The sequence below is a fragment of the Pseudoduganella sp. R-43 genome, from assembly GCF_049913255.1.
GTDB lineage: Bacteria > Pseudomonadota > Gammaproteobacteria > Burkholderiales > Burkholderiaceae_D > Rugamonas.
Window position 1 is genome coordinate 6,768,665 of record NZ_CP183988.1, and the last position, 13,233, is coordinate 6,781,897.

The following is a 13,233-nucleotide window of genomic DNA, read 5'->3' on the forward strand; positions in this document are numbered from 1 at the left end:
TATTAAATACAACGACGCCAAATTTTGCCACGGAGTAACCAAATTAGCTAGTTAAATTCGCAATCGTGCGGGCAGATTGCAGCAATCGCTGGAGCGCCTGGGTACCGTCGTACTCAGGAATCTGCCGCAAGGCAGCTTTTTTTATCCTTCCCAGATGGGACAGGTTTTTCAGTTTCCCTTGCTGGAACAAGAAGATACAATCATCCACGAAATACATCATCTCCTTGCGTGACAGCGCGTCGCGCGCTTGCAGCTCCGCGTAGCGATCCATATGGCGCTTCGCCGCGTGCTGCTTGTGGCGACACTCGACGCAACGCACGCAGTCGACATCGATATAGAAACCCAGCGTCTCATACCAGTAACGCTGTTCCCGCGCATAAAAGATGAAGGCGCGCGCGCAATCGACGCAAGTCTTCAACATGTCCACGTAATAGGGCCTCGGAAAGACCGCGTAGCGCTGAACGCTCAAATCCGCGCGCAGAGCTGTCTGCGGAAAGATATGGGCATTCCCGTAGCGCCAGTATGACTGCCGGACCTCCTGCTCCGTGAGCTGGAGTTGCGGGCGAGGCGGCAGCCCGCGAAATCGCGGGTGCGGAACCAGCTTATCCACGTTTGACTTCGCAATAGCTGCACGCATCGCGCTTCTCGAACGTGATCGACACCGGCAGGAAGCGCGCGATCACTTCCGCGTTGGTGCGGGTGTGCTGCGACAGCACGTCCATGGTGAAGCTGCCGCCGCCGGCCAGCGCCATCGGAACCAGCAACTGGTCAGCCAGATGTTCGCTGACCGCAGCGCCCGATGCGATGAAGCGGCGCGCCTGTGCCACGGCGTCGCGCGCCACTTCTTCAGCGCGCCGGGCTTTTTCGCCGAAGGCGACGAAGACTTCCGTTACGTGCTCGTGGTCCAGCGTGATCAGCAGCGCGTTGCCTGGACCCCAGTTGTCCGGCAGCGTCTTGAAACGCAACTGGTCGCCGGACCACCCCATCGCGCTGGCCACGCAATCCAGTTCGCGCTTCGCAACGCCACCCGGCACGGCAGCAACCAGGCTCTCTGCGTAGGCTTCGCGCCGTTCGCCGCGCGCATCCAATGCCAGGCGACGCCAGGCTGCCAGCGGTTTCACGGTCGCCCGTACTGCGCCGCCGCCTGCGGGATAAAAGCCCGTGCGCTCCAGGTGGAATTCAAGCTGCGCGCCCATATCGGCCATGGCGCGGCCATAGGCGCGCTGCAGGAATTCGGCGGGCGGCGCCTTGGAGTTATGGGTGCCACCGCTGACGCGTACTACGGACTCACCCGGCGCATACAACAGCGCCGGCACCACGGTTTGCAATACCAGCGTGGAACTGCCGGCTGTACCGATCTGGAATTCATACACACCGGCCTTGATCGCACCAGGCACGAACGACAGGCTGGTCGAGCCAAGGGCGTCGCCCTCGACTTTCGCGCCGGAGATTTCCGCGGCCGCCTTGACCGAAGCAAGGTGCTGACGCATCAAGCCCGGTTTCGAGCGGTTGGCGCGGATGTTCGAGATACGGAACGGCTGGCCGGTAATCATCGAGAGCGTCAGCGCGGTGCGCAGCACCTGTCCACCGCCCTCCCCTTGGGATCCATCAATTTCAATCATTCTTGTTCTTATCCTTGTTCTTACCCTTTGACGCACACCACCTGCTTCAGGGTATGCACGACTTCAACCAGCTCTTCCTGCGCCTTCATGACGGCCTCGATGTCCTTGTAGGCCATCGGGATTTCGTCGATCACGCCTTCGTCCTTACGGCATTCGACACCTTCGGTCGCCTTCACCTGGTCTTCCAGCGAGAAGCGGCGCTTCGCCTCGTTACGGCTCATGGTGCGTCCGGCGCCGTGGCTGCAGCTGTTGAAGCTCTCCGGGTTGCCTTTACCGCGCACGATGAAGCTCTTCGCCCCCATCGAACCCGGAATGATCCCCAGTTCACCTTCGCGTGCAGACACTGCACCCTTACGGGTCACCAGCACGTCCTTACCGAAGTGGCGCTCTTTCTGCACATAGTTGTGGTGGCAGTTCACTGCTTCCACGTGCGTCTGGAACGGCTTGGTGATGACGGTACGCACGGAGGCGATCAGGTTCTGCATCATCACTTCACGGTTCATGCGGGCGAACTTCTGCGCCCAACCCACCGCCTCAACGTAGTCGTCATAGTGCTGGGTACCTTCTTCCAGGTAGGCCAGGTCCTTGTCCGGCAGGTTGGCGATATGGGTACGCATATCCTGCTGCGCCAACTCGATGAAGTGGGAGCCGATGGCATTACCCACGCCGCGCGAACCGGAGTGCAGCATGAACCACACCGAACCTTCTTCATCCAGGCACACTTCAACGAAGTGGTTACCCGAACCCAGGGTACCCAGGTGGCGGTAGTTGTTGGTGTTTTTCAGCTTCGGCGTTTTCTCGCAGATCACGTCGAATTCATCCTTCAACTGGCCCCACGCAACATCGACGGCCGAAGGCGGGTTCTCCCACGAACCGCGGTCGCGGCCGCGGAACTTCGGGGTCAAGCCGTGCGGGATCGCTTTTTCGATCGCGCTACGCAGGGGACCCAGGTTATCCGGCAGGTCACGCGCATTCAGCGTGGTCTTGGCGGCCATCATCCCGCAACCGATATCCACGCCGACTGCCGCCGGAATGATCGCACCGAGGGTCGGGATCACGCTACCGATGGTCGAACCTTTACCCAGGTGGACGTCCGGCATCACCGCAATATGCTTGTAGATGAAGGGCATCTTGGCGGTATTGGCCAATTGCTCGCGGGCTCCCGAATCAACCGGCACGCCCTTGGTCCACATCTTCACCGGGCTACCACCCGACACTTCCATCACTTCGAATTCTTTATCTTTCATCATAATTCTCATCTTCTAACGATTAATCTGCGCCGACAAGGGTGGAGACCACGCCATTCCACACCGTGCGGCCTTTGCCGGGGAGCGGCTCGGCATGCCAGCTGAGGGTGGTGTGGCGGCGGCTGGTGGAAATATTCATCGCCGCGTGCACGCCGCCGTAGCTGCGTTTTACGGGTTTCCTGCCGACTGCGCCAGCACTGATGGTCCAAGCCTTGATATTTGATTCCGCCATTTTGATCTCCTTTCGTCTTTGCGTATCTCTTCTACTGCAAAGGGTGTGCCAGCTTGCTAAGTCATTGATAAATATCGATTCATGGAAATCAATGATTGTGGTAAATTATCTGTAAAGATAAATATTTATACGTAATGAAAAAGAAGATCGTCATCCTGGGTTTCCTCGGCTCGCAACTGGACGGCGGCCCGCGCACGCCGGCGCGCTGGGAGAAATGGCGTCCGAGCATCTCCCTCCTGCAGCACGAAGACCTGGTGGTCGACCGCTTCGAGCTGTTGGCCAGCGCCCACCACACCACCCTGGCGCGGCAGATCGAGGAAGACATGCACGCCATATCGCCGGAGACAGTCGTGCAGCGGCACACACTGCCCATCAATGACTGGTGGGATTTCGAAGACGTATACAGCCAGCTCTTCGACTTCGCCCGCAATTACCGCTTCGATACCGAGAACGAGGAATACTGGGTGCACATCACGACCGGCACCCACGTCGCGCAGATCTGCCTGTTCCTGATGACGGAAGCGCGCTATTTCCCCGGCCGCCTGCTGCAAACTTCGCCGCCACGACGTGCAGTTCCCGGCAAAACCGGCGACTACGTCCTGATCGACCTGGACCTGTCGCGCTACGACCAGATCGCGCAGCGCTTCTCCAACGCGCAGCGCGAAGGCGTGGAATTCCTGAAATCCGGCATCGCCACCCGCAACCCCCATTTCAACCTCCTGATCGATGAGATCGAACATGTGGCGGCACGTTCGCGCGCGCCAATGCTGCTGATGGGGCCAACCGGCGCCGGCAAGTCTTTCCTGGCGCGGCGCGTGTATGAGTTGAAGAAGGCACGCCACCAGGTCGATGGCGCCTTCGTCGAGATCAACTGCGCCACCCTGCACGGGGACGGCGCCGGCTCAACCCTTTTCGGCCACGTGAAGGGCGCCTTCACCGGCGCTGCATCGGACCGCCCAGGCTTGCTGCGCACTGCACACAAAGGCTTGCTGTTCCTCGACGAGATCGGCGAGTTGGGACTGGACGAACAGGCCATGCTGCTGAAGGCAGTCGAGGAGAAGCGCTTCCTGCCAATGGGCGGCGACCATGAAGTGCGAAGCGATTTCCAGCTCATCGCCGGCACCAACCGCGACCTGGCGCGCGAAGTGGCAGCTGGCCGCTTCCGCGAAGACCTGTTCGCCCGAATCAACCTGTGGACCTACTCCCTGCCCGGCCTGGGCGACCGGCCGGAAGACATCGAGCCCAATCTGGACTACCTGCTGGCGCAGTTCGGCGCAGAGAACGGTTCGATGGTGCGCTTCAATACGGAGGCGCGCCAGCAGTACATGCGCTTTGCGGCATCGCCGGAAGCGCTATGGAACGGCAACTTCCGCGACCTGTCGGCCAGCGTCACCCGCATGGCAACGCTGGCCGATGCAGGACGCATCACGGCGCCGATCGTCACAGCGGAAGTCTCGCGCCTGCAGCGCCAATGGCAGCCGCTGGCAGAAGGCGTGAAGGCCGTTGTCACGCTCGACGGATTGTTCGACCAAGAGGCGCTCGAGCAGATCGACCTGTTCGACCGCATGCAGCTTGAATCCGTGATCGCCATTTGCCGCCAGTCAAAGACCATGTCCGACGCCGGCCGCAAGCTGTTCGCGGCCTCGCGCCTCGGCAAGGCAAAACCGAACGACGCGGACCGCCTGAAAAAATACCTGGCCCGCTTTGGCCTTGCGTGGGAACAGGTCAGCTAGACCTTCGCGCGCACGTGGCAGGTGTTGAAGCGTTCGCCCTGCTCGAAACCTATCGTCACCGGCAGGAAATGCGTAATGACTTCCGCATTGGTGATGGCGTGCTGAGACACGTGGTCCAGCGTGTAGGCGCCTCCGCCTGCCAACGCCATCGGCAGCATTACCTGGTCGCCCAGATGCTCCCCCACAGCGGCTCCCGAGGCCAGGTAACGCCGAGCCTCCAGCGCCGCCTCGCGTGCGACTGCCTCGGCGCGGACACCGCGATCCCCGATCGCTGAGAACACTTCCGTCACGGTCTCGCTCTCAATCGTCAGCATGATTGCGTTGCCTGGGCTAGCCGACGACGGCGACAGCACTTCGCGCAGTTGTTCGCCTTCCCACCCCAGCAGGTTACGCACGGTCGCGTATTGGCGTTGCGCCACCTGAGCCGGCAGGCGCGCCGCAATCGCCTGCGCGTAGGCTTGCAGCAAGCCGCCCCGGTCGAGGAGGTCGAGCCGACGCAACTGCTTGCAGGGCCAGACATTGGCCGAGATACCGCCTCCGCCAGCCGGATAGAAGCCATAACGTTCAATATCAATCTCGACGTCCGCCCCCATGGCCGCGAGCACGCGGCAGTAGGCTCGTTGCAGGAATTCGGCTGGCGGCGCCTTGGGATTATGCGTGCCTCCGGTGACTGTCACGACGGTCGGCTGTTCAGCGAACAGCAAGGCGGGAACCAGGGTTTGCAGCACCAGCGTTGTGCTGCCGGCAGTGCCGATATCGAAGTCGTATACGCCCCCGGTCACACGGCCGGGTGAGAATTCCAATGACGTGGAGCCGACTTCGGCGTGGGTGACAGTCGCTGCGCAGGCGATAGCTGCTGCGCGTACCGCCGACAGGTGCTGGCGCCGCAAGCCGGGTGGCTGGCGATTGGCGCGGATATTCCGGATGCGGAAAGCCTGGCCGGTGATCATCGACAGAGTCAGCGACGTGCGCAGGATCTGCCCACCACCTTCGCCCGTCGAACCGTCCAGTTCAATCATCGCGCACCTCCCTGCCGGCATTATGCTGCTGCCGGAAGGGAGGCGGCGCACGAACATCAGTAAGTGTTAAGTGCCTTCGAGAACTTAATCAACCACAAGCGGCTTGGACGCTCGCGGTCATCGCCGCGCGCAACACGGATCGTATTGGCCGCGTTGCAGCCGGCTGCATTGCTCGTGATGATGGTGCCGTTCGCATCGACATTGCACTTGGTGACGTCGGCATCCGCAACAGCGTCGCCGGATGGCGTGAAGATCTTGGTCTTGAGGCCGAAGTCATTATCGTTTGCCAGTGCCAACGTGTTGCCGTCAACGATGGTCAGGCCTTCCGCCTTTTCCGCCAGCCAGCCGATGGCATTCAGGTCCAGCAGCAAAGTCTTCTTCAGCGTGACCACCTTGGACCAGTCGGCTCCGTTGACCGCCACGGCACCCATCGAGCTCTTTTCCAGGTCGGATGTGGCCGGGTTGAACGCCGCGGCGTTGATGTCGGTCGCGCTGCCGATTTCCACCAGCATCAGTTTGTTGAACACCTTGGCGCCCGGTGCGGCGCCTTGCTCGATCACGATGAACTTGCCGTTGCCCAGTGCGACCATATCGCCCAGCTTCGCGTTGCCTGTGCGGCCATCCGCGTAATCGGCGCCGTTCAATGGATAGGCAAACATGCGGCCCGTGGTGCCGGTAACTGGATCAAATTCGATCCAACGGGTGAAGCGTGCAAAGCGTTCCACCTGTTCGTTCTTGCCGGTCGCCGAGTACAACGCGCTGCCGTCGGCCAGGGGACTTTGCAGGAAGCCGTGCAGCTTGTCGGTCGCAGTGTCGAGCGCCATGCCCTCCATGCCGCGGTTGGCGCGGCGCTTGGCAAGGATCGCAGGCAGGCCGCTGCCTGGAGCATAGCGCGACTGGATCACGCCGCTCGCGGCATCGATCTTCAAGATGAAGGGACCGTATTCATCGGACACCCACAACGCATTGCGCTTCTTGTCGAAGGCGATGGCTTCGGTATCGAGACCATTCACGTTGTACACCGCCTTGGTCGTGGCATCGTATTTCATCGCATCGAAGACCGGCACTTCAGCGGAGTTGCCCAGCGTGCCGGCCGGGATGGCCAGGCCGGAGCTGTTGGTATTTGCGGAGACCTTGATCGGCAGCGTGGAGTTCAGCACCGCGCCGCCCTTGCCGACCGTGATGACGCCGATCGATGGCGTGAAGCTTGGCGAAGGGAAGATCTTGGCGCCCATGGTGCCGCTGCCGCCTGGATTAGGGACGTTCGGACCATCGCCATTCGGACCGCGGTCGGTCAGGCCATAGAATTCCAGGTCACCGTTGGCGGTCGTGCCTTTGAAGGCCAGTGCAGAACCGTAGGACGGCAGGAAGCCCAATGGGAAATCGGCCTTCACCTTGGCATTGCTGCCTTCGTATGGAATGTAGAAGCTGTTCGCAGCCTGGACCTGGTAGCGCGTTACGGTGACCGTGGCACCCGCCTGGGTAAAGGTTTCCTGCACCGGCGTGCCGACCTTGGATGCCAGCGTGTCTTCGAAGTGTTCGCGCACCAGTTGGCGACGCTCGTCATCGACGCCGCGCGCAGCATACGCAGTGCCGGCGGCAACCAGGTTGGCAGCCATGGTCTTGTTGAAGTCTGCTGCCGCGGCGCCGAAATCGGCCGACTTGCCGGCCAGCGCAGCCTTCACTTCGGCCGTGATCTTGATGCCATTCGAGGGATCATTGTCTTCATCCAGCAGCTGCAGTGCCAGCAGGCGGTTCACGACCTTCGCATCCTTGACGTCGGACGCGCCGACCAGTTGCAGCGGGGTGATGATGGGCGCGCATGCAGCGCTGCCCAAGGCAAGGCCGCCTACGCTGAAGCTGACGGTGTCGCCTTCCTTGCAGGTGAACTCGCCTTTGGCGCCGGTTGCAGCCTTGGCAGCCGTGCCGGCCACGTAATCCGCGCCTTCCACGGCGCCGTCGACGAAGGCACCGTTGACCGAGAGTTTGACGGGTTCATTGCTGCCGCCGCCGCCGCAGGCGGCAAGTGCGATAGCAAGGGGAAGGAGCGACAGGGATTTCATGCTGGCCTCTGGAGTTTAAAAGGCGCAGCTTAACGAGAGGAAGTGACCTGCCGATGACACAAAAGCAAAAAGGCCCGCTATTCAGCGGGCCTTTTTGGCTTGTTACTTAGTCTGACGATAACCTACTTTCACACTGGTTGCAGCACTATCATCGGCGCAGAGTCATTTCACGGTCCTGTTCGGGATGGGAAGGGGTGGGACTGACTTGCTATGGTCATCAGACTGACCGGTACTTGGTTCGCGCTTGGCGCGTCACCAGGAATTATTAGCTTGACGATAACCTACTTTCACACTGGTTGCAGCACTATCATCGGCGCCAAGTCGTTTCACGGTCCTGTTCGGGATGGGAAGGGGTGGGACCGACTGGCTATGGTCATCAAGCATGACTTGTGTGCAGCGCGCCTGGCGCGCTGCGCAATCTGGGAAGAAGTAAAGTTGGGGTAGTGTTCTCAAACACGGTAAGTGCTACATAACCGTCAAGGTTATAGGGACAAGCCGTACGGGCAATTAGTATCAGTTAGCTTAATGCATTACTGCACTTCCACACCTGACCTATCAACGTCCTGGTCTCGAACGACCCTTCAAGGAGCTCAAGGCTCCGGGAAATCTCATCTTAAGGCAAGTTTCCCGCTTAGATGCTTTCAGCGGTTATCTCTTCCGAACTTAGCTACCCGGCAATGCCACTGGCGTGACAACCGGTACACCAGAGGTTCGTCCACTCCGGTCCTCTCGTACTAGGAGCAGCCCCCTTCAAATTTCCAACGCCCACGGCAGATAGGGACCAAACTGTCTCACGACGTTTTAAACCCAGCTCACGTACCACTTTAAATGGCGAACAGCCATACCCTTGGGACCGGCTACAGCCCCAGGATGTGATGAGCCGACATCGAGGTGCCAAACTCCCCCGTCGATATGAACTCTTGGGAGGAATCAGCCTGTTATCCCCAGAGTACCTTTTATCCGTTGAGCGATGGCCCTTCCATACAGAACCACCGGATCACTATGTCCTACTTTCGTACCTGCTCGACTTGTCGGTCTCGCAGTTAAGCACGCTTATGCCATTGCACTATTAGCACGATGTCCGACCGTACCTAGCGTACCTTCGAACTCCTCCGTTACCGTTTGGGAGGAGACCGCCCCAGTCAAACTGCCTACCATGCACTGTCCCCGATCCGGATCACGGACCAAGGTTAGAACCTCAAACAAACCAGGGTGGTATTTCAAGGATGGCTCCATAGGAACTGGCGTCCCTACTTCAAAGCCTCCCACCTATCCTACACAGATTGGTTCAAAGTCCAATGCAAAGCTACAGTAAAGGTTCATGGGGTCTTTCCGTCTAGCCGCGGGTAGATTGCATCATCACAAACACTTCAACTTCGCTGAGTCTCGGGAGGAGACAGTGTGGCCATCGTTACGCCATTCGTGCAGGTCGGAACTTACCCGACAAGGAATTTCGCTACCTTAGGACCGTTATAGTTACGGCCGCCGTTTACTGGGACTTCAATCAAGAGCTTGCACCCCATCATTTAATCTTCCAGCACCGGGCAGGCGTCACACCCTATACGTCCACTTTCGTGTTTGCAGAGTGCTGTGTTTTTATTAAACAGTCGCAGCCACCAGTTTATTGCAACCTTTTCGCCCTTCCACAGTAAAGTGGTCAAGCTACCGAGGCGTACCTTATCCCGAAGTTACGGTACCAATTTGCCGAGTTCCTTCTCCCGAGTTCTCTCAAGCGCCTTAGAATACTCATCTCGCCCACCTGTGTCGGTTTGCGGTACGGTCTCGTATGACTGAAGCTTAGAGGCTTTTCTTGGAACCACTTCCGATTGCTTCGTGAGCAAGCTCACTCGTCCCAGTCCCTTGAATTACGCGCCCGGATTTGCCTAAGCGCCTTCTATGAACCAGGAACTGCCTATTCCAACAGGCAGACAACCTTCCGCGATCCGTCCCCCCATCGCATCATACGACGGTGCAGGAATATTAACCTGCTTCCCATCAGCTACGCATCTCTGCCTCGCCTTAGGGGCCGACTCACCCTGCTCCGATGAACGTTGAACAGGAAACCTTGGGCTTACGGCGTGCGGGCTTTTCACCCGCATTATCGCTACTCATGTCAGCATTCGCACTTCTGATACCTCCAGCATCCCTTACAAGACACCTTCGCAGGCTTACAGAACGCTCTCCTACCATATCCTTGCGGATATCCGCAGCTTCGGTGACTGGCTTAGCCCCGTTACATCTTCCGCGCAGGACGACTCGATCAGTGAGCTATTACGCTTTCTTTAAATGATGGCTGCTTCTAAGCCAACATCCTGACTGTTTTAGCCTTCCCACTTCGTTTTCCACTTAGCCAATCTTTGGGACCTTAGCTGGCGGTCTGGGTTGTTTCCCTCTTGACACCGGACGTTAGCACCCGATGTCTGTCTCCCAAGCTCGCACTCAACGGTATTCGGAGTTTGCAATGGTTTGGTAAGTCGCGATGACCCCCTAGCCATAACAGTGCTCTACCCCCGTCGGTGATACTTGAGGCACTACCTAAATAGTTTTCGGAGAGAACCAGCTATTTCCAAGTTTGTTTAGCCTTTCACCCCTATCCACAGCTCATCCCCTAATTTTTCAACATTAGTGGGTTCGGTCCTCCAGTGCGTGTTACCGCACCTTCAACCTGGCCATGGATAGATCACTTGGTTTCGGGTCTACACCCAGCGACTGGCGCCCTGTTCGGACTCGATTTCTCTACGGCTCCCCTATCTGGTTAACCTCGCCACTGAATGTAAGTCGCTGACCCATTATACAAAAGGTACGCCGTCACCCCTTACGAGGCTCCGACTGTTTGTATGCACACGGTTTCAGGATCTATTTCACTCCCCTCCCGGGGTTCTTTTCGCCTTTCCCTCACGGTACTGGTTCACTATCGGTCGATTACGAGTATTTAGCCTTGGAGGATGGTCCCCCCATGTTCAGACAGGATTTCTCGTGTCCCGCCCTACTTGTCGTACGCTTAGTACCACCGCTTGGATTTCATGTACGGGGCTATCACCCGCTATGGCCAGAGTTTCCAATCTGTTCCATTATCCAAACGACTATCACGTACAGGCTCTTCCCATTTCGCTCGCCACTACTTTGGGAATCTCGGTTGATTTCTTTTCCTGCAGCTACTTAGATGTTTCAGTTCGCCGCGTTCGCTTCACACACCTATGTATTCAGTGAGTGATGACCTATAAGGCCGGGTTTCCCCATTCGGAAATCTTCGGATCAATGCTTGTTTGTCAGCTCCCCGAAGCTTATCGCAGACTTCTACGTCCTTCATCGCCTGTAATCGCCAAGGCATCCGCCATGTGCACTTATTCACTTGTCCCTATAACCTTGACGGCTACAGGTTCAAGCACTTACTACTGTGTTTGATGAGTTTTACTACTACCCTAAGTAATATCTTTCGATATCGCTTAATAAAACTTTTACTTCTTCCAGATTGTTAAAGAACGTTACTACTCAAACCTAAACCCGAAGGCTTACGTTTGACCAGTACCTAACAACAGCCGATAAGTGTGAACGTTTGAGTCTGATGCCGACTCTAGAAAGGAGGTGATCCAGCCGCACCTTCCGATACGGCTACCTTGTTACGACTTCACCCCAGTCACGAATCCTACCGTGGTAAGCGCCCTCCTTACGGTTAAGCTACCTACTTCTGGTAAAACCCGCTCCCATGGTGTGACGGGCGGTGTGTACAAGACCCGGGAACGTATTCACCGCGACATGCTGATCCGCGATTACTAGCGATTCCAACTTCATGTAGTCGAGTTGCAGACTACAATCCGGACTACGATACACTTTCTGGGATTAGCTCCCCCTCGCGGGTTGGCGGCCCTCTGTATGTACCATTGTATGACGTGTGAAGCCCTACCCATAAGGGCCATGAGGACTTGACGTCATCCCCACCTTCCTCCGGTTTGTCACCGGCAGTCTCATTAGAGTGCTCTTGCGTAGCAACTAATGACAAGGGTTGCGCTCGTTGCGGGACTTAACCCAACATCTCACGACACGAGCTGACGACAGCCATGCAGCACCTGTGTGCAGGTTCTCTTTCGAGCACTCCCGGATCTCTCCAGGATTCCTGCCATGTCAAGGGTAGGTAAGGTTTTTCGCGTTGCATCGAATTAATCCACATCATCCACCGCTTGTGCGGGTCCCCGTCAATTCCTTTGAGTTTTAATCTTGCGACCGTACTCCCCAGGCGGTCTACTTCACGCGTTAGCTGCGTTACTAAGTCAATTAAGACCCAACAACTAGTAGACATCGTTTAGGGCGTGGACTACCAGGGTATCTAATCCTGTTTGCTCCCCACGCTTTCGTGCATGAGCGTCAGTTTTGACCCAGGGGGCTGCCTTCGCCATCGGTGTTCCTCCACATCTCTACGCATTTCACTGCTACACGTGGAATTCTACCCCCCTCTGCCAAACTCTAGCCTCGCAGTCTCCATCGCCATTCCCAGGTTAAGCCCGGGGATTTCACGACAGACTTACGAAACCGCCTGCGCACGCTTTACGCCCAGTAATTCCGATTAACGCTTGCACCCTACGTATTACCGCGGCTGCTGGCACGTAGTTAGCCGGTGCTTATTCTTCAGGTACCGTCAGCAGTCGTGGATATTAGCCACGACCTTTTCTTCCCTGACAAAAGAGCTTTACAACCCGAAGGCCTTCTTCACTCACGCGGCATTGCTGGATCAGGGTTGCCCCCATTGTCCAAAATTCCCCACTGCTGCCTCCCGTAGGAGTCTGGACCGTGTCTCAGTTCCAGTGTGGCTGGTCGTCCTCTCAGACCAGCTACTGATCGTTGCCTTGGTGAGCCTTTACCTCACCAACTAGCTAATCAGATATCGGCCGCTCCAGGAGCACAAGGTCCGAAGATCCCCTGCTTTCATCCTTAGATCGTATGCGGTATTAGCGTAACTTTCGCTACGTTATCCCCCACTCTTGGGTACGTTCCGATATATTACTCACCCGTTCGCCACTCGCCGCCAGGCCGAAGCCCGCGCTGCCGTTCGACTTGCATGTGTAAAGCATGCCGCCAGCGTTCAATCTGAGCCAGGATCAAACTCTTCAGTTCAATCTCTGTTTTTCGGTATTGCTACCGAGGTCACTCACTCAAAATACTGACGAAACCTCTTTCGAGATTTACGTTTATTTTGTGCGAGCGTTATAACGTATATTTTGAGCATCGGACCCGAAGGTCCGGGCATATCGTCAAACGCCCACACTTATCGACTGTTGATTTTTAAAGATCGCTGCCTTGTTTGTTCGACGAAGCGTTGTGT

7 protein-coding genes and 4 rRNA genes are annotated in these 13,233 nt (G+C 57.5%); 1 reads left to right on the forward strand and 10 read right to left on the reverse strand.

Annotation, left to right across the window (positions count from 1 at the left end):
* Positions 1-43: 43 nt before the first annotated feature.
* From ACN9M3_RS30890 to ACN9M3_RS30905, 4 genes are read right to left on the reverse strand one after another with little or no spacing between them, the layout of a single operon-like run.
* Positions 44-610 carry a zinc-ribbon domain containing protein gene (locus ACN9M3_RS30890; protein WP_426319698.1) on the reverse strand — a complete coding sequence of 189 codons (567 nt, stop codon included), beginning with the start codon at positions 608-610 and terminating at the stop codon, positions 44-46.
* Entirely contained in the window at positions 603-1,622 is a 1,020-nt protein-coding gene (gene rtcA, locus ACN9M3_RS30895) for an RNA 3'-terminal phosphate cyclase (RefSeq protein ID WP_426319700.1), read from the reverse strand. Before rtcA (ACN9M3_RS30895) ends, ACN9M3_RS30890 begins: the two co-directional genes overlap by 8 nt.
* Before the next feature lie 20 nt (positions 1,623-1,642).
* On the reverse strand, positions 1,643-2,869 hold the full coding sequence (locus ACN9M3_RS30900; protein WP_426323886.1) for an RtcB family protein: 1,227 nt from the start codon (positions 2,867-2,869) through the stop codon (positions 1,643-1,645).
* 22 nt (positions 2,870-2,891) lie between these two features.
* Positions 2,892-3,101 carry a hypothetical protein gene (locus ACN9M3_RS30905; RefSeq protein WP_426166242.1) on the reverse strand — a complete coding sequence of 70 codons (210 nt, stop codon included), beginning with the start codon at positions 3,099-3,101 and terminating at the stop codon, positions 2,892-2,894.
* A 134-nt stretch (positions 3,102-3,235) separates the two neighbouring features.
* Between ACN9M3_RS30905 and rtcR the strand changes: the two genes are divergently transcribed.
* On the forward strand, positions 3,236-4,834 hold the full coding sequence (gene rtcR / locus ACN9M3_RS30910) for an RNA repair transcriptional activator RtcR (RefSeq protein WP_426319703.1): 1,599 nt from the start codon (positions 3,236-3,238) through the stop codon (positions 4,832-4,834).
* Here the strand turns inward: rtcR and rtcA (ACN9M3_RS30915) are convergent.
* The 6 genes from rtcA (ACN9M3_RS30915) to ACN9M3_RS30940 all read right to left on the reverse strand — a co-directional run bounded on the left by rtcA (ACN9M3_RS30915) (position 4,831) and on the right by ACN9M3_RS30940 (position 13,025).
* Positions 4,831-5,853 carry an RNA 3'-terminal phosphate cyclase gene (gene rtcA, locus ACN9M3_RS30915; protein WP_426319705.1) on the reverse strand — a complete coding sequence of 341 codons (1,023 nt, stop codon included), beginning with the start codon at positions 5,851-5,853 and terminating at the stop codon, positions 4,831-4,833. The genes rtcR and rtcA (ACN9M3_RS30915) overlap by 4 nt on opposite strands.
* A 56-nt stretch (positions 5,854-5,909) precedes the next feature.
* On the reverse strand, positions 5,910-7,916 hold the full coding sequence (locus ACN9M3_RS30920; protein WP_426319707.1) for an esterase-like activity of phytase family protein: 2,007 nt from the start codon (positions 7,914-7,916) through the stop codon (positions 5,910-5,912).
* A 109-nt stretch (positions 7,917-8,025) separates the two neighbouring features.
* Positions 8,026-8,138: ribosomal RNA gene (gene rrf, locus ACN9M3_RS30925) — 5S ribosomal RNA — on the reverse strand.
* Positions 8,139-8,184: 46 nt separating this feature from the next.
* Positions 8,185-8,297, reverse strand: a 5S ribosomal RNA gene (gene rrf, locus ACN9M3_RS30930).
* A 105-nt stretch (positions 8,298-8,402) separates the two neighbouring features.
* A 23S ribosomal RNA gene (locus tag ACN9M3_RS30935) occupies positions 8,403-11,274 on the reverse strand.
* A gap of 220 nt (positions 11,275-11,494) precedes the next feature.
* Positions 11,495-13,025 (reverse strand): 16S ribosomal RNA (locus ACN9M3_RS30940).
* The 16S, 23S and 5S rRNA genes sit together here, the layout of an rRNA operon.
* Positions 13,026-13,233: the final 208 nt, after the last annotated feature.

Excerpts from the sequence above, each read along its gene's own strand:
- ACN9M3_RS30905 (WP_426166242.1), bottom strand. The coding sequence starts at position 3,101 with ATGGCGGAATCAAATATCAAGGCTTGGACCATCAGTGCTGGCGCAGTC.
- ACN9M3_RS30900 (WP_426323886.1), bottom strand. The coding sequence starts at position 2,869 with ATGAAAGATAAAGAATTCGAAGTGATGGAAGTGTCGGGTGGTAGCCCG.
- rtcA (WP_426319700.1), bottom strand. The coding sequence starts at position 1,622 with ATGATTGAAATTGATGGATCCCAAGGGGAGGGCGGTGGACAGGTGCTG.
- rtcR (WP_426319703.1), top strand. The coding sequence starts at position 3,236 with ATGAAAAAGAAGATCGTCATCCTGGGTTTCCTCGGCTCGCAACTGGAC.
- ACN9M3_RS30920 (WP_426319707.1), bottom strand. The coding sequence starts at position 7,916 with ATGAAATCCCTGTCGCTCCTTCCCCTTGCTATCGCACTTGCCGCCTGC.
- rtcA (WP_426319705.1), bottom strand. The coding sequence starts at position 5,853 with ATGATTGAACTGGACGGTTCGACGGGCGAAGGTGGTGGGCAGATCCTG.